This is a genomic window from Brevundimonas sp. D3-1P, assembly GCF_055809335.1.
On sequence record NZ_CM147908.1, the window covers coordinates 1,476,516 to 1,492,514 of the forward strand.

The following is a 15,999-nucleotide window of genomic DNA, read 5'->3' on the forward strand; positions in this document are numbered from 1 at the left end:
ATAACTATCCGTTGGACCGCCGTCGAGCGGCGCCGCACGGCTTGGCGGGATGAAGACCGCCGCCCTGCCCGCCCCCGTCGCGCCGCCCCTCGCGGCGATCAAGGCGTTCGGTCGGTCCGTCGGCCCAGGCGTCGTCCTGTGCCTGTTCGTCACCCTGGCGGCCGTCGGCCTGACCAGCATCGAGCGCGACATCCTGGGCTACGTCTGGCTGGAGCCCCTGGTGCTGGCCATCCTGCTGGGCGCCGCCGTCCGCACCGCCTGGACGCCCGATGCGCGCTTCAAGGCCGGCGTCGATTTCTCGGCCAGGACGCTGCTGGAGATCGCGGTGGTGCTGTTGGGCGCCTCGGTCAGCGCGGCGACCCTGTCGGCGCTGGGCGCAGGTTTCGTGATCGGCATCCTCGGCCTGGTCGCCCTGGCCATCCTGATCGGGTTCGGCCTTGGCCGCGCCCTTGGCCTGAACCCGCGCATGGCGCTGCTGGTCGCCTGCGGCAACGCCATCTGCGGCAATTCGGCCATCGCCGCCGTCGCCCCCGTGATCCAGGCGGACGGCGAAGAGGTCGCCGCCTCCATCGCCTTCACCGCCGTCCTGGGCGTGATCGTGGTCCTGGCCCTGCCGCTGCTGGGCGGTCTGATCCATCTGAACGGCCTTCGCTACGGCGCCCTGGCCGGCCTGACCGTCTATGCGGTGCCCCAGGTGCTGGCCGCCGCCGCCCCCTACGGCGCGGTTTCCATCCAGACCGGCACGGTGGTCAAGCTGGTGCGGGTGCTGATGCTGGGGCCGGTCGTACTCGTCCTTTCGCTGATCCTGCGCGACCGGGCGCCGGGCGCCGCCAGGCCGGGCCTGACGCGGCTGCTGCCCTGGTTCATCGCCGGCTTTCTGGCCATGGTCGCCCTGCGTTCGCTGGACCTGATCCCCCAAGCCCTGTTGTCGCCCATGGCGGCGACCTCCGGCCTTTTGACCGTGATCGCCATGGCGGCCCTGGGCCTGCAGACCGACATTCGCGCCGTGGCCCGCGCCGGCGGCCGGGTCGTCGCCGCCGTTCTCCTGTCCCTGGCCGCCCTGGTGCTGCTGGCGTTCGGGCTGATCTGGGCGCTGGGGCTTTAGATCCCGCTGCCCTGATCCTCGACCGGCGGCGGGGTCAGCAGCAGAAAGGCGCGAATCCAGGCCGTCAGCACCGCCCGGTCGTTCGGCCGTTTCAGGCTGTCGATGGCCGCGTCCGCCACGTCGTGGGGAATCCGCGCCCCGCGTCGTCCCTCGATCAGGGCCTGGGCGTATTCGGGCTGGAACTCCGGGTGGCACTGGAACGATATGGCGTCCTGCCCCCAGGCCAGTCCGGCGTAGGGGGTGAAGCCGCTGGAGGCGATGACCCGCGCATCGTCCGAGATCGCCGTCACCTGATCCTGATGCGACACCGGAATGGCGAGGGTTCGCGCGCGCGGATGCATCCACGGCTCGTCGGAATGCACCTCGTAGCGGTGCAGGCCCACGCCCCAGCCCTTGTGCGACTTCTCCACCGCCCCGCCGAAGGCGTGGGCCAGGGCCTGATGCCCGAAACAGATGCCCACCAGCCGCGTCCGGCCCCGCGCCGCCCTCAGCCAATCCACCAGCTGCGGAATCCACGGCAGGTCGTCATAGACCCCGGCCGCCGAGCCGGTGACGATGGCGCCCTGGAACGCGGCCGGATCGTCGGGCAGATGGCCGGCCTGCACATTGAACCGCGTCGTCGGCACGCCCTCGCCCAGCAAGGCCCGAAAACGCGCCGGATAGTCGTCGAAGGCGTCTTTCAGGTCCTCCGGCGGATGGCCGGTTTCCAGAATGGCGATGCGGGTCATGCGCCGAACCCTATCCGATTGCGTCCCGCGCGCCAGCCGAAACACGGCCCAGCCATCCTAATCGCCGCTCGCGATCCCTTGGCGCACAAGGCTTTGCAGACCGCGCCGCGCAATCGACCGATCGCCTCGCCGACCTGGGTTATGATGACCGATCGGTCTTTGACATCGTCGCCTGCGCCCAAAAGTCGGACTCACTTGGACTCGTTGGACTGTTTTTTTCGGAGTCCAACTTTTCAGAAGGTCCAGACCTCGGCCCGGCCGCCCGCCTCGCCCAGGGCGCCCGCGACCCAGCCGCAAATCTCGTTCGCCGCCGCCTCGCATCCGGCCGGCGGATTGACCACCACCATGGCGCAGCCGTTCATCTTCATCGGATCGGTCAGGGGCCGAAGGCGCGCCTCCGCCGCCAGGGTCGGCCCCGCGCGCCCCTCAAGCCGCCGGATGAAGGCGTCGAAGGTCTCCAGATCCTTCAACGGCGTCCAGATCGCCACCGTCGCGCTCGGGTCGCGCCGCGCCACCGCGACCGCCGCCTCGGCGGCCCGCGCATAGTCGTCGGGCTTTTCGAACGGCGGGTCGATCAGCACCAGCGGCCCGCGCGCCCTGGCCGCCTCCACGACCGCCAGGTCGTAGCCGTCGCCCTCGCGCGCCTCGGCGTTCGCGCGTCCCGCCAGGGCTTCGGCCAGCATGGCGCGCACCGGCGGGTTCAGCTCGAACCCGACATAGCGCCCGCCGTCGGACAGGGCGTCCGCGATCAGCAACGGCGACCCCGGATAATACCGCGCCCCGCCGTCCGGGTTGTAGGCCGCCACCCGGTCCGCCAGGGCCTTCATCAGCGGCGTGCGCCCCTCGGCGCCCATCAGCCGCGCCACCCCGGCCTCGGCCTCCTTGGACCGCGCCGCGTCGCCCGACAGGTCGTAAAGCCCGGCCCCCGCATGGGTGTCCAGAACCGTCAACGGCCCCTGCGCCTGGCGCGCCGCCGCCAGCCACAGCACCAGGGCGTGTTTGACCAGATCGGCGAAGTTTCCGGCGTGAAAGCTGTGGCGATAGTTCATGCCGCCTCGTCCCCCGGCGCGCCCTATCGGTCAAGCGGAACTCGCCCGCCCGGCCCCGCGTTCGTCGCTCGTCCTCGGCAAACGGCTGAAAGACCAACGAAAAGGAAACGCGGCGAATGGCCGACGGATCGCACGCCTTCGATGTCGCCGCCGAAGTCCCCCAGGGTCTCGGCTACTGCAGCGACGCCTCTCCCGGCCTGACGCGCCGCCGTTCAGGCAAGGGCTGGTCCTATCGCGACGCCAGGGGCCAGGCCGTCTCCGATCCAAAGACGCTGGCCCGCATCCGCGCCCTGGCCATTCCACCCGCCTGGACCGACGTCTGGATCTGCCCCAGGGCCAATGGGCACATCCAGGCCACCGGGCGCGACGCCAAGGGACGCAAACAGTATCGCTATCACGCCGACTGGAGCACGGCCCGCTCGGAAAACAAGTTCGACAGGCTGCCGGCCTTCTCCCGCGCCCTGCCGAAACTGCGCGACAGGGTCGAACACGACCTGGGCCTGCGCGGCGTGTGTCGCGACAAGGTGCTGGCCACCGCCGTCCGTCTTCTGGAGATCACCCTGATCCGGGTCGGCAATGCGACCTACGCCCGCCAGAACCGCAGCTACGGCCTGACCACCCTGCACAAGCGGCATCTGGACGTGGACGGCGCCGCCCTGACCTTCGAGTTTCGCGGCAAGAGCGGCAAGGATCACGCCGTCAGCGTCAAGGACCGTCGCCTGGCCCGCGTCGTGCGCGAGCTGGAGGGTCTGCCGGGCCAGCAGCTGTTCAAATACCGCACGGCCGACGGGACGCTGTGTCCGATCGATTCCGACGACGTGAACGCCTATATCCGCGAGGCGATGGGCGACCAGTTCTCGGCCAAGGACTTCCGCACCTGGGCCGGCACGGTCTCGGCGGCTCGCGCCTTGCGCGATACGGAGGTTCCGTCCTCGCCTGCCGACGCCAAGCGAAAGATCACCGTCTGCGTCAAGGCGGTGGCCGGCCTGTTGGGCAACACGCCGACCGTCTGCCGCGCCTCCTACGTCCATCCCAAGGTCTTCGCCCTGTTCGAAAGCGGAGAGATCGCCAAAGTCCTTCCTGGATCGGAGACCAAGGGTTTCGAAAAAGCCCTGATCAAACATTTGCTTGCCGCCTGACCTCAGCGGTTCTCATCGCTGGGATTAGAAATCTCCATTTGATCGCTAGGCTTTAAAACCGCCTCCTGCTCGTGGCGCAACCAGACGCCGCGAGGGGATCATGACCGCCACATCCGCCACTGTCCGAAGACTGCTGTCCGCCACGGCCCTCCTTACCGGCCTGTCTGCGCCCGCCCTGGCCTGGGCCGCGCCGGACGCGCCGCCCGCGCCCCAGGCGGCGACGCCCGGCGTCGCCAGCGTCGGCGACATCGTCGTCACCGCCCGCCGCCGCGACGAGCGGGCGCAGGACGTGCCCATCGCCCTGACGGTCGTGAACGAGGAGCTGCTGGACCGCACCGGCGCCTACAATGTCGGCCAGGTCGCCCAGCTGGCGCCCAGCGTCCAGCTTCTGACGTCGAACCCCCGGAACACCGCCATCACCATCCGGGGCCTGGGCGCCAGCTATGGCCTGGCCAACGACGGGCTGGAACAGGGCGTCGGCATCTATGTCGATCAGGTCTATTACGGCCGCCCGGCCACCGCGACGCTGGACTTCGTCGATCTGGACCGGATCGAAATCCTGCGCGGGCCGCAGGGCACCCTGTTCGGCAAGAACACCACCGCCGGCGCCCTGAACATCACCACCCAGGCGCCGTCCTTCACGCCCGAAGGCCGCGCCGAACTGAGCTTCGGCGACTATGGCTTCCTTCAGGCCAAGGCCACCGTCAGCGGCCCCGTCGTGGACCACAAGGTCGCCGCCCGCCTCTCGGTCGTCTCCACCCGGCGCGACGGCGTGCTGGACAATGTCACCACGGGCGAGAAGCAGAACTCGCAACAGTCGATCAGCCTGCGCGGCCAGCTGCTGTTCCAGCCCACGGATCAGCTTCGCATACGGCTCTACGCCGACTACGCCGACCTGACGCCCGACTGCTGCACCCAGGTCTATGTCACGGCGGGCCAGACGCTGAAGCCCGCCGCCCAGCAGTTCGCCGCCCTGGCCGCCGGGCGCGGCTATGCTCCGCCCAGCACCGACCCCTACGACCGTCTCGCCGATGTCGACAGCCCGATCCAGGCCGACCAGATCCACCGCGGCGTCTCGGCCGTCGTCGACTACGATTTCGGTTTCGCCACCCTGACCTCGGTCTCGGCCTGGCGCGCCTGGGACTGGGGTCCGAAGAACGACCGCGACTACACCGCGCTCGACATCACCCGCCAGTCGGCCAATCCGTCGTGGCAGGATCAGTGGAGCCAGGAACTGCGGCTGTCCTCCAACGGATCGAACCGCATCGACTGGACCGTCGGCCTTTACGCCTTCCATCAGGCGGTCGAGACGCACGGCGTCACCGAATACGGCCGCGACGCCGTCTATTGGCTGATCGGGCCGAACCTGCCGACCGTGCCCGACGCCCTGCTGGACGGCTATATCGTGTATAACGACAGCCGGATCGAGACGGATTCATACGCCGTCTTCGGCCAGCTGACCTGGAACATCACCGACCGGCTGCACCTGACGCCGGGCCTGCGCTACACTAAGGAAGACAAGTCCGGCTGGTATCAGGCCACGACGGCTGGCGGCCTCGTCACCAACGATGCGGCCCTGATCTCGCGCCGCCTGGGCGTCGCCCGCCCCCAGGCCTATGACGCCAGCCTGTCGGACGACGACCTGTCCGGTCAGGTGTCCCTGGCCTATGACGTCGCCGACGACGTCCTGACCTACGCCAGCGTCGCGCGGGGCTATAAGTCGGGCGGCATCAATATGGCGGGCATTCCCAACCTGCCCAACGGCCAGCCGTCTCTGACCAACGCCGTGGTCAAGCCCGAGGTCGTCACCACCTATGAGCTGGGCCTGAAGACCCAGGCGTTCGGCCGTCGCCTGACCGCCAACCTGGCCGCCTATCGCACCGATGTTGAAGACTATCAGGCCAATGTGGTCGACAGCGGCCCCGGCGCCCTGCGCGGCTATCTGGCCAACGCCGACAAGGTGACGATCCAGGGCGTGGAACTGGACGCCTTCGCCAGGCCCAACCAGCATGTCGACCTCTACGCCAACGTCGCCTGGACCGATGCGAAATACGACGCCTTCGCCAACGGTCCCTGCCCGCTGGAGCGGATCGGGACATCGACCGTCGCCTGCGACCTGTCGGGCCAGGACCTGCCCGGCGTCTCGCCCTGGGCCGCGTCGGTGGGCGGCGAACTGCATGGCCGGGGCGGCTTCCTGGGCCTGCCGGGCGAGTTCTACGGCGGCGCCGACGCCAGCTATCGCTCGACCTACAACTCCGACGCCTCGGTTTCGCGCTATACCGAGATCGAAGGCTATTCCATCCTGAACCTGCGCGGCGGCTTCCGCGCCGACAACGGCTGGGAGGCCTTCGTCTGGGTCAAGAACGCGCTGGACGAGGACTATCTTCAGTTCGTCAGCGTCCAGTCTGGCAACTCGGGCCTGGTCATCGGCAATCCCGGCGATCCCCGCACCGTGGGGATCACCCTGCGGGCGCGGTACTAGACGGCGCAAGTCCCCTCCCCGCTTCGCAGGGAGGGGACGCCGGTTCTCAGGCCGCCTTGTCCCAGTCCAGAACGACCTTGCCCGACTGGCCCGACTTCATGGCCTCGAAGCCTTCGCGATAGTCGGCGTAGGCCAGCCGGTGGGTGATCAGGGGGCTCAGGTCCAGACCGGCCTTCAACAGGCCCAGCATCTTCCTCCAGGTCGTGAACATCTCGCGCCCATAGACGCCCTTGATGGTCAGGGCCTTCAGGATGATCGCGCCCCAGTCGGTCTCCATGGGCTTGCCGGGAATGCCCAGCATGGCCATGCCGCCGCCCATGATCAGGGTGTCGACGCATTGTCTGAAGGCGACCGGGGAGCCCGACATCTCCAGCGCCACGTCGAACCCGACCTTCAGGCCCAGTTCCTTCATTACGTCGTGGATGTCTTCCTTGGTGGTGTTCACGGTGCGCACGCCCGGCGCCACCTTCTGCGCCAGGTCCAGACGGAAGTCGTTGATGTCGGTCAGGACCACCGTCCGCGCCCCCGCATGACGGGCCACGGCGGCGGCCATCATGCCGATGGGGCCCGCGCCCGTGACCAGCACGTCCTCGCCCAGCAGGTCGAACTGCTGGGCCGTGTGAACCGCATTGCCGAACGGATCGAGGATCGAGCCGATCTCGTAGGGCACGTCGTCGGGCAATTCGATCACGTTGAAGGCCGGCGCCACGACGAACTCGGCGAAGGCGCCCTGGCGGTTCACGCCGATGCCGCGCGTGTGCGGGTCCAGGTGGAAGCGACCGGCGCGCGCCGCTTCCGAATTCAGGTCGATGACGTGCCCCTCGGCCGAGACGCGCTGGCCGATCTTCAGCGGGCGATCCACCTCCTTGCCGACGGCGACGATCTCGCCGGCGAACTCGTGGCCGGTGATCATCGGGGTCGGGACGTTCTTCTGGGACCATTCGTCCCAGTTCCAGATGTGGATGTCCGTGCCGCAGACAGCCGTGCGATGCACCCGGATCAGCACGTCCTCCGGTCCCGCCTCGGGGATCGGCGCATCGATCAGTTCCAGGCCCTCAACCGGCCCGGTCTTGGCCAGGGCCTTCATGGTTTGGGTCATGATGACCTCTCCCTTGGTTATGCAGGAAGACCGTCCTCCTAGGCCTTGTGCCTAGGATCCAGACTCCCGGTCTCCATCGCGACCCCACGTCCACGACGGAGTTTATGGATCCTAGGCACAAGGCCTAGGATGACGGGCAAAATGTGGCGTCAGATGACGCCCAGCTCCCGTCCCGCCTGTGTAAACGCCGCGACCGTCCGGTCGATCTGATCGAAGGTATGGGCCGCCGACATCTGGGTGCGGATGCGGGCCTGGCCGCGCGGCACCACGGGGAAGGAAAACCCGATCACATAGACGCCCAGTTCCAGCGCCCGCGCGGCGAAATCCTGAGCCAGCTTGGCGTCGCCCAGCATGACGGGGATGATCGGATGTTCGCCGTCCAGCAGGGTGAACCCCGCCTGCGCCATCGCGCCGCGGTAGCGGTGTGCGTTGGCCGACAGGCGCGTGCGCAGGGCGTCGCCCTCCGACCCTTGCGCGATGCGGATGGCTTCCAGCGACGACCCGCATACCGCCGGCGACAGGGCGTTGGAGAACAGATAGGGCCGCGCCCGCTGCTTCAGCAGTTCGACCACCGGTTTCCGGGCGCAGATGAAGCCGCCCATGGCCCCGCCCAGCGCCTTGCCGAAGGTGCCGGTGACGAAATCGACCTGAACGCCGTGATGGGCGAAAGAGCCTCGCCCCTGCGGCCCCAGGAAGCCCGTCGCGTGACAGTCATCGACCATGATCAGGGCGTCGTATTTGTCGGCCAGCGCCCGGATCTCGTCCAGCTTGGCGATATAGCCGTCCATCGAGAAGGCGCCGTCGGTGGCGATGACGATGTCGCGCGCCCCGGCAGCGCGGGCCTCCTTCAGCCGGGTCTCCAGCTCGTCCATGTCCGAATTGGCGAACCGATACCGCTTGGCCTTGCACAGCCGCACCCCGTCGATGATCGAGGCGTGATTCAGGCTGTCTGACACGATGGCGTCGTTCTCTCCGAACAGGGGCTCGAAGATCCCGCCGTTGGCGTCGAAGGCGGCGGCGAACAGAATGGCGTCCTCGAACCCCAGATAGCCGGCGATGGCGGCTTCCAGTTCCTTGTGGATCTCCAGCGTCCCGCAGATGAAGCGGACCGAGGCCGTGCCCGCACCCCACTTCGCCTGCGCCGCCATCCCGGCCTGGGTCACGCGCTCGTCGCCCGCCAGGCCCAGATAGTTGTTGGCGCAGAAGTTCAGCACGTCGCGTCCCGCGACCTGGATCACCGGCCCCTGGCGCGAGGCGATGACGCGCTCGGGCTTGGTCAGCCCCTGGGCGTCGATGTCGGTCAGTTCGCCGGCGACGCGGTCGTAGAAGGTCTGGGTCATGGGCCGCGACCTACGCCGATTTTCGATCCGTTTCCACCCGCCTCAGGTCGCGGGCTGGGGGTCGGCCTCCGCCCGGATGGGACTGACGCGGATACGCCCGCCGCAGGGGGTGAAGGCGAACGGCAGGCTCAGGGCGGCGGTGTCGCTGGGCGCCGTAACCTTCACCGTCGCGGCGTCGGGACAGGTCTTCTGCATCGTCTCGTTCGGCACCACGTTCCAGGCCATTTCGAACCAGGCCCTGGCCTGGGGCGCCAGTTCGACCGGCGTCGGCGCCTGCCCCTGACGAAAATAGCTGCCGGGGCTCTGTTCCGCGCGGACCGACGTCACGGCGCGGCCGCGCGCGTCCTGAAGCGTCACGACAGGATAGCCGGTCAGGCTGCAGGCCTGGGTTCCGATGTTCTGAAGGCTGAAGTTGCGCACCCGGTTGCCGGCGCCTGCGTCCCCTTCGCCCGCCTCCAGCTTCAGTTGCGGCGCCTTGCATGGCAGGGTCGCCGGCAGCACTCCGCCCGCCGCAGGCGTCGGCGTCCGGCCCGGCGTCCGGCCCGGCGTCGGGATCGGCCCCGGCGCCGCCTCCGCTCCGGGAATGGGCCGCGAACAGCGTTCCAGAACCGCCACCCCGGTCTGCCCGTCCGGCCCCAGCCGGCTCAGCGTGCCGCTTTCCTGACCATCGCGGGTCGCCGTCCACCATTCGACCCCTGCTCCGACATAGCGCGCGCCGCTGGCCGACTGGACAGAGCGCAGGGCGTAGGCCTGGTTCCGATAGGTCACATTGGCGCTGTCGTTGTCGGCGTATTGCACCTGAAGCGTCGCCCCGCTTTCGCAGGCGAAGCCGACCGATGGGGCGGTCGAGGCGGGCGCCGCCTGCGGTTCTTCGGGCGCCGTCGGCTGTTCCGGGGCCTGTTGCGAACAGGCGGCCCCGGTCAGGGCGGCGGCGGCGGCGAAGGCGGTCAGGCGGCGCGACATGATGACGTTCCCTCAGGTTTCGCCCTCAACGGGCGACCGCCCGAAAGGCTCCGCTTGCCGCGTTCAGTGATCGCCTTTCGGCGTTTCCATCAGTTCGATCAGCACCCCGCCCATCGCCTTGGGATGCAGAAACACGACCGGCGTGCCGTGGGCGCCGATGCGCGGCTCGCCCGTGCCCAGGATGGTCACGCCCTTGGCCCGCATTTCCGCGACGGCGGCATGGATGTCGGCGACCTCGAAACAGACGTGGTGTTGGCCGCCTTTGGGGTTCTTCGCCAGGAAGCCGACGATGGGGCTGGTCTCGTCATAGGGTTCGATCAGTTCGATCTGGGCCGTGGGCGTATCCACGAAACAGACCTTCACCCCCTGCGCGGGCAGGTCGAACGGCTCGCCGATCCGGGTCGCCCCCAGCACGTCGCGATACAGTTTGATCGACTCGGCGATGGACGGCGTGGCGACGCCGACGTGGTTCAGGGCGCCGATCATGACTTGGCCTCACTCTTCGCTTTGGGGGGCGCGGGCTGGGCGTAACCCAGCCGCTGGTTCAGCTTCTCGATCAGATCGACCGCCGTGTCGGCGATGGCCGAGCCGGGCGGATAGACGGCCGCGGCCCCCATATCGAGCAGGGGCTGGACGTCCGACGGCGGGATGACGCCCCCGACCACGATCATGATGTCGGGCCGGCCCAGCTTTTCCAGCTCGGCCTTCAGCTCCGGGACCAGCGTCAGATGCCCGGCCGCCAGCGACGACGCGCCGACCGCATGGACGCCCTTTTCGACCGCATCCCTAGCGGCTTCGGCCGGGGTCTGGAACAGGCTGCCCGCCGTGACGTCGAAACCCAGGTCGCCATAGCCGGTGGCGACGACCTTCTGACCCCGGTCGTGGCCGTCCTGGCCCAGTTTGGCGATCAGGATGCGCGGCGGGCCGCCGTCGTTCTCCACGAAGGTCGCCACCATGTCGCGGGCGCGGGCGAAGCGGGCGTCGGTTCCCGCCTCCTTGGCGTAGACGCCCGACACGGTCTGGACCGTCGCCACATGGCGGCCGAAAGCGGCCTCCAGCGCATCGGAAATCTCGCCCACCGTCGCCTTTGCGCGCGCAGCTTGAACCGCCAGTTCCAGCAGATTAGCGGTCCCCCGCGCGCCCTCTGTCAGGGCGTCCAGCGCCGCGTCGGTCGCCGCCTGGTCCCGCTCGGCGCGCAGCCGTTTCAGCTTGTCGATCTGGGCCGCCAGCACCGCCGCATTGTCGACCTTCAGCATCGGAATGTCGTCGGCGACGGAATTCGGATATTTGTTCACCCCCACCACCGTCTGCTGGCCGGTGTCGATCCGGGCCTGGGTCCTGGCCGCCGATTCCTCGATCCGCAGCTTGGGTATGCCGGCCTCGATGGCCTTGGCCATGCCGCCCAGGGCCTCGACCTCGGCCATGTGGGCGCGGGCGCGTTCCGCCAGTTCGTGGGTCAAGCGCTCGACATAGAAGCTGCCGCCCCACGGGTCGATGACCCGCGTCAGCCCCGTCTCCTGCTGCAGCAGGATCTGGGTGTTGCGCGCGATCCGGGCCGAGAAGTCCGTCGGCAGGGCCAGGGCCTCGTCCAGGGCGTTGGTGTGCAGGCTCTGCGTCTGACCGCCCGCCGCCGCCATGGCCTCGACCATGGTGCGGGGCACATTGTTGAACACGTCCTGGGCGGCCAGACTCCAGCCCGAGGTCTGACAGTGGGCGCGCAGCGACAGGGACTTGGGATTCTCGCCCCCTTCCCGGCGCACCGCCTCGGCCCACAGCAGGCGGCCCGCCCGCATCTTGGCCACCTCCATGAAATAATTCATGCCGATGGCCCAGAAGAAGCTCAGGCGCGGGGCGAACCGGTCGATGGGCATTCCCGCCGCGACGCCCGCGCGCAGATATTCGATCCCGTCCGACAGGGTGTAGGCCAGTTCGATGTCCGCAGACGCCCCGGCCTCCTGCATATGATAGCCGGAGATGGAGATGCTGTTGAACTTGGGCGTCTCCTGCGCCGTCCAGGCGAAAATGTCGGCGATGATCCGCATCGAGGGCTCGGGCGGATAGATGTAGGTGTTCCTGACCATGAACTCCTTCAGAATGTCGTTCTGAATGGTCCCGGTCAGCTTTTCGTGGGGAACGCCCTGTTCCTCGGCCGCGACGACATAGAGGGCCAGGATCGGCAGCACCGCCCCGTTCATCGTCATCGACACCGACATCTGGTCCAGCGGTATGCCGTCGAACAGGGTCCGCATGTCATAGATGCTGTCGATGGCCACGCCCGCCATGCCGACGTCGCCCTTCACGCGCGGATGGTCGCTGTCATAGCCACGGTGCGTGGCCAGATCGAAGGCGATGCTCAGCCCCTTCTGACCGGCCGCCAGGTTGCGGCGATAGAAGGCGTTGGATTCCTCGGCGGTCGAGAAGCCCGCATACTGCCGGATCGTCCACGGATTGCCCGCATACATGGTCGGATAGGGGCCGCGCACGAAGGGGGCGAACCCGGGCAGGCCGTGCGGGTGCGCCAGATCGGCCGCGGCGTCGGCTCCATAGGCGGTCGCGACCGTCAGCCCCTCGGGCGTCAGCCAGGGCTCGCGCGCCGGCCCCTGCCCCGTGGCGTCGAGGCTCAGGGCGATGCGGGTGAAGTCAGGGAAATTCCCAGAAGCGCTCATTGGCCGGCCTCCTCAAAGGCTGCGGCGAAGCGGATCGGGCTCAGCGGTTCGCAGACCCGTGCGACCGCCGCAGCGGCCTCACCGCCCGCCTCGACCGGCGCAGGCCGCACATCCGTATCCACATATTTGGTCACGCCGACGATCTGGGCCGCGCCGTTCGCCAGCGCCGCCTCGCGGACCTGGCGGGCGCGGGCGATGCGGGGCTGGACGATCCCGCCCTTCAAGGCCTGCACCAGCCCGCCTTCGCCCTCGATGGCCTGGAATTCGGCCCAGCCGGCCTGGGCCAGGTCATGGGTGCGCGCGTCCAGATACCAGCTGCCGGAGGCCGGATCGTCGACCCGCCCCAGGTGCGATTCCTCCATCAGGATCAGCTGGGTGTTCCGGGCCTGGCGCCGGGCGAAGGCGTCAGGGCGCCCCTCGGCGCGGGTGAAGCCGTCCAGCACCACCACGTCCGCCCCGCCGACCGCGCCCGCGAAACCCGCCGCCGTCAGCCGCAGCAGATTGGGCCAGGGATCGCGCGCCGACAGCATCCGCCGCGACGACCGCGCCTCGATCACGGCCGGGGCGTCCACGCCGAAGGCGCGCGCCAGGTTGGCCCAGATCAGCCGCATGGCCCGGACCTTGGCCAGGCTGTCGAAATATTCCTGGTCGACCGACAGGCCGACTGCCGTGCCGCGCAGGGCCGCCTCGACCGTCAGGCCCGCCTCCGTCGCCGCGCGGACATAGGCGACGACGGCGCCGGCCGCGAAGGCCAACTCCTGGGCGATGGAGCCGCCCGCCTCGTGCGCGACCCGCCCGCCCGCCATGAAGAAACCGGCCTCGGGATAGGCGCCGATGTGACGCGCCGCCGCATCGGCGGCCAGGCGCAGATGATCCTCGATGGCGCGCGGCGCCCCGCCCGCTGCGGCGAAGGCCGAGATCGGGTCCATGTGAAAACGCAGTTTCGCGCGCGGCGCGCCCTTGGCGACGACGGCCAGGGCGTCGGCCGCCTCCGGCCCGTCGATCCCGGCGTCCAGCGCGACCGGCGCCAGTTCCAGCGCCACCCCCTCCAGCGCCCGCGCCAGGGCCGCCGCGTCCCGCAACACCCCGCCCTTCAGCAGCACCGAGGCCGCCCCGTTCTCCAGATCGGTCAGGACGGCGGCGTTGGCCGCCTCGGGCTCGTCGCCTTCGACCAGGGTCCGCAGGTCCCAGGCCCGCCCCTCGGCGTCTGACGGCCGCGGCGCGAAGATCGGCTGCCCCCCCGTCGCCTCGGCATAGAGCGGGCGCGTGACCAGATGGTCCGCGTCCAGATGCAGCAGGCTTTCGAGCGGCTTGTCCTTCAGCGCCTTCTGGGCCGACTCGCGCCATTCCAGGGGCGTGGGGGTTGGGAAGGTCATGCGACGTTCCCGTTTGCGCAGCGGGCGAGCATCACCCGAACTCCACCAGCACGTCGTCGGCCGCCACCGGATCGCCGTCCTTGGCCCCCACGGCCTTGACCACCCCGTCGCGCTCGGCTTTCAGGATGTTCTGCATCTTCATGGCCTCGATGATGGCCACGGTCTCGCCGGTCTTGACCTCCTGGCCGACCGTCACCGGGATCGACACCACCAGGCCCGGCATCGGCGACAGCACCATCTTGGAGGTGTCCGCCGCGACCTTCTCCGGCAGGCGCGCATACAGTTCGGCGACGTGCGGCCGCAGCACCCGCACCCGCGCCCTGGCCGCACGATGGCGGATGTCGAAGCCGTCGGCGACGCGCCTGACCTCGGCGGTGAAGGGTTCGCCGTCCAGCTCGGCCTTGAACTGGGCCAGGCCGGGCCGCCAGTCGATGTCCGACAGGCGGATGTCGCCGCCGCCCGTCAGGGTCAGGATCATCTCTTCGTCCTCGTCGTAGGACAGGCCGACGCCGTGCGGCGTCTTGTCGATCATCACGATCCAGTCGGTGCGATCGGACGGATCGCCGTCCTGTTCGGCGATCACCTCGTGCATCGCCAGGGCCGAGGCGATCAGGATGCGCTGCTGCTCGACCGTCGGATGCAGGCCGTTGAAGCCGTCCGGGAACTCGTCCTTGATGTAGCTGGTCGACAGGTTGCCCGAACGGAACCGATCCTGGTCCATCACCGCCGCCAGGAAGGGCACGTTGTGGCCCAGACCCGCCAGGTGGGTGTCCTCCAGGGCGCGGGCCATGCCCTCGACCGCCGCCTTGCGCGTCGGCCCCCAGGCGCACAGTTTGGCGATCATGGGATCGTAGAACATGCTGATCTCGTCGCCCTCGCGGACGCCGGAATCGTTCCTGACGGTATAGTCGCCTTGGTCGCCTTCTTCGGGCTGCTCGTAGCGGACCAGACGGCCGATCGAGGGCAGGAAGCCGCGATAGGGGTCCTCGGCGTAGATGCGGCTCTCGATGGCCCAGCCGTCGATCTTCAGATCGTCCTGCTTGAAGGCCAGGGTCTCGCCCCAGGCCGACCGGATCATCTGTTCGACCAGATCGACCCCGGTGATCAGCTCCGTCACCGGATGCTCGACCTGCAGACGGGTGTTCATCTCCAGGAAGTAGAAGGACTTGTCCTGACCCGCCACGAACTCGACCGTGCCGGCCGAGTCGTAGTTGACGGCCTGGGCCAGGGCGACGGCCTGGGCACCCATGGCGGCGCGGGTGGCCTCGTCCAGCAGGGGGGACGGCGCCTCCTCGATGACCTTCTGGTTGCGGCGCTGGATCGAACATTCGCGCTCGAACAAGTGGACCACATGGCCGTGCTTGTCGCCCAGCACCTGGATCTCGATGTGGCGCGGGTCGACGATGAACTTCTCCAGGAAGACTCGGTCGTCGCCGAAGGCGTTCAGCGCCTCGGCCTTGACCGCCGCAAACCCCTCGGCCATGTCGGCGTCCGAATGGGCGACGCGGATGCCCTTGCCGCCGCCGCCGGCCGAGGCCTTGATCATGATCGGATAGCCGATCTCATTGGCGATCCTGACCGCCTCGTCCGGCGTCTCGATCAGCCCCATATGCCCCGGCACGGTGGAGACCCCCGCCTCGGCCGCCAGCTTCTTGGAGCTGATCTTGTCGCCCATGGCCTCGATGGCCTCGGGGTTCGGGCCGATGAAGGCGATCCCCTCGTCCCTCAGCCGCCGCGCGAACCCGGCGTTCTCGCTCAGGAACCCAAACCCCGGATGCACGGCCTGCGCCCCCGTCTGGCGCACCGCCTCGACGATCTTGTCGGCCAGCAGATACGACTGCGCCGCCGGCGCCGGCCCGATCAGCACCGCCTCGTCGGCCATCTCGACCGCCAGCGACCCGGCGTCGGCCTCCGAATAGACCTGCACCGTCTGGATGCCCATCTTGCGGCAGGTCTTGATGATCCGAACCGCGATCTCGCCCCGGTTGGCGATGAGGATTTTGGAGAACATGGTCAGTCCTTCACTGTCGTCATCCTAGGGCTTGCGCCTAG

Annotated in this window: 12 protein-coding genes; 3 read left to right on the forward strand and 9 right to left on the reverse strand. The window is 68.9% G+C overall.

The annotated features are described in order from the left end of the window. The first annotated feature begins 49 nt into the window (after window positions 1-49). Window positions 50-1,105, forward strand: coding sequence for a YeiH family protein (locus AC0L6G_RS07630; protein WP_293827340.1), 1,056 nt, complete (start codon window positions 50-52; stop codon window positions 1,103-1,105). Here the strand turns inward: AC0L6G_RS07630 and AC0L6G_RS07635 are convergent. Both AC0L6G_RS07635 and rlmJ read right to left on the reverse strand, forming a co-directional pair. After that, window positions 1,102-1,833: a glutamine amidotransferase-related protein gene (locus AC0L6G_RS07635; protein WP_293827342.1), complete on the reverse strand. Its 732-nt coding sequence runs from the start codon at window positions 1,831-1,833 to the stop codon at window positions 1,102-1,104. The genes AC0L6G_RS07630 and AC0L6G_RS07635 overlap by 4 nt on opposite strands. A gap of 233 nt (window positions 1,834-2,066) precedes the next feature. Beyond that, complete coding sequence (gene rlmJ / locus AC0L6G_RS07640; RefSeq protein WP_293827344.1) at window positions 2,067-2,882, reverse strand: 23S rRNA (adenine(2030)-N(6))-methyltransferase RlmJ; 816 nt, start codon at window positions 2,880-2,882, stop codon at window positions 2,067-2,069. Between the two features lie 116 nt (window positions 2,883-2,998). Here rlmJ and AC0L6G_RS07645 point away from each other — a divergent pair, with 116 nt between their 5' ends. Together AC0L6G_RS07645 and AC0L6G_RS07650 are read left to right on the forward strand one after the other, a co-directional pair. Then, window positions 2,999-4,021 carry a DNA topoisomerase IB gene (locus AC0L6G_RS07645; protein ID WP_293827346.1) on the forward strand — a complete coding sequence of 341 codons (1,023 nt, stop codon included), beginning with the start codon at window positions 2,999-3,001 and terminating at the stop codon, window positions 4,019-4,021. Between the two features lie 100 nt (window positions 4,022-4,121). Then, entirely contained in the window at window positions 4,122-6,503 is a 2,382-nt protein-coding gene (locus AC0L6G_RS07650; protein ID WP_473253138.1) for a TonB-dependent receptor, read from the forward strand. A 46-nt stretch (window positions 6,504-6,549) separates the two neighbouring features. Here the strand turns inward: AC0L6G_RS07650 and tdh are convergent, their stop codons facing one another. The 7 genes from tdh to AC0L6G_RS07685 form a co-directional block, all read right to left on the reverse strand. Next, a complete protein-coding gene (tdh, locus tag AC0L6G_RS07655; RefSeq protein ID WP_293827350.1) occupies window positions 6,550-7,602 on the reverse strand; it encodes an L-threonine 3-dehydrogenase in 1,053 nt (350 codons plus the stop codon). Window positions 7,603-7,751: 149 nt separating this feature from the next. Beyond that, window positions 7,752-8,942 carry a glycine C-acetyltransferase gene (locus AC0L6G_RS07660; protein WP_293827353.1) on the reverse strand — a complete coding sequence of 397 codons (1,191 nt, stop codon included), beginning with the start codon at window positions 8,940-8,942 and terminating at the stop codon, window positions 7,752-7,754. 42 nt (window positions 8,943-8,984) lie between these two features. Then, a complete protein-coding gene (locus tag AC0L6G_RS07665; protein WP_293827354.1) occupies window positions 8,985-9,905 on the reverse strand; it encodes a DUF4232 domain-containing protein in 921 nt (306 codons plus the stop codon). Between the two features lie 63 nt (window positions 9,906-9,968). After that, the gene (mce, locus tag AC0L6G_RS07670) at window positions 9,969-10,391 is read right to left on the reverse strand and encodes a methylmalonyl-CoA epimerase (RefSeq protein WP_291536445.1); all 423 of its coding nucleotides are present in this window, start codon (window positions 10,389-10,391) and stop codon (window positions 9,969-9,971) included. Further along, window positions 10,388-12,571 carry a methylmalonyl-CoA mutase gene (gene scpA, locus AC0L6G_RS07675; RefSeq protein WP_293827357.1) on the reverse strand — a complete coding sequence of 728 codons (2,184 nt, stop codon included), beginning with the start codon at window positions 12,569-12,571 and terminating at the stop codon, window positions 10,388-10,390. Before scpA ends, mce begins: the two co-directional genes overlap by 4 nt. Next, window positions 12,568-13,947: a methylmalonyl-CoA mutase family protein gene (locus AC0L6G_RS07680; RefSeq protein WP_293827359.1), complete on the reverse strand. Its 1,380-nt coding sequence runs from the start codon at window positions 13,945-13,947 to the stop codon at window positions 12,568-12,570. The genes scpA and AC0L6G_RS07680 overlap by 4 nt, the downstream gene beginning before the upstream one ends. A gap of 31 nt (window positions 13,948-13,978) precedes the next feature. Next, complete coding sequence (locus AC0L6G_RS07685) at window positions 13,979-15,958, reverse strand: acetyl-CoA carboxylase biotin carboxylase subunit (RefSeq protein WP_293827361.1); 1,980 nt, start codon at window positions 15,956-15,958, stop codon at window positions 13,979-13,981. Window positions 15,959-15,999 lie beyond the last annotated feature (41 nt).

Bases quoted from the DNA above. Each gene is read 5' to 3' on its own strand.
- AC0L6G_RS07635 (WP_293827342.1), bottom strand. From the start codon at position 1,833: ATGACCCGCATCGCCATTCTGGAAACCGGCCATCCGCCGGAGGACCTG.
- mce (WP_291536445.1), bottom strand. From the start codon at position 10,391: ATGATCGGCGCCCTGAACCACGTCGGCGTCGCCACGCCGTCCATCGCC.
- AC0L6G_RS07660 (WP_293827353.1), bottom strand. From the start codon at position 8,942: ATGACCCAGACCTTCTACGACCGCGTCGCCGGCGAACTGACCGACATC.
- tdh (WP_293827350.1), bottom strand. From the start codon at position 7,602: ATGACCCAAACCATGAAGGCCCTGGCCAAGACCGGGCCGGTTGAGGGC.
- AC0L6G_RS07685 (WP_293827361.1), bottom strand. From the start codon at position 15,958: ATGTTCTCCAAAATCCTCATCGCCAACCGGGGCGAGATCGCGGTTCGG.
- AC0L6G_RS07665 (WP_293827354.1), bottom strand. From the start codon at position 9,905: ATGTCGCGCCGCCTGACCGCCTTCGCCGCCGCCGCCGCCCTGACCGGG.
- scpA (WP_293827357.1), bottom strand. From the start codon at position 12,571: ATGAGCGCTTCTGGGAATTTCCCTGACTTCACCCGCATCGCCCTGAGC.
- rlmJ (WP_293827344.1), bottom strand. From the start codon at position 2,882: ATGAACTATCGCCACAGCTTTCACGCCGGAAACTTCGCCGATCTGGTC.
- AC0L6G_RS07650 (WP_473253138.1), top strand. From the start codon at position 4,122: ATGACCGCCACATCCGCCACTGTCCGAAGACTGCTGTCCGCCACGGCC.
- AC0L6G_RS07630 (WP_293827340.1), top strand. From the start codon at position 50: ATGAAGACCGCCGCCCTGCCCGCCCCCGTCGCGCCGCCCCTCGCGGCG.
- AC0L6G_RS07645 (WP_293827346.1), top strand. From the start codon at position 2,999: ATGGCCGACGGATCGCACGCCTTCGATGTCGCCGCCGAAGTCCCCCAG.
- AC0L6G_RS07680 (WP_293827359.1), bottom strand. From the start codon at position 13,947: ATGACCTTCCCAACCCCCACGCCCCTGGAATGGCGCGAGTCGGCCCAG.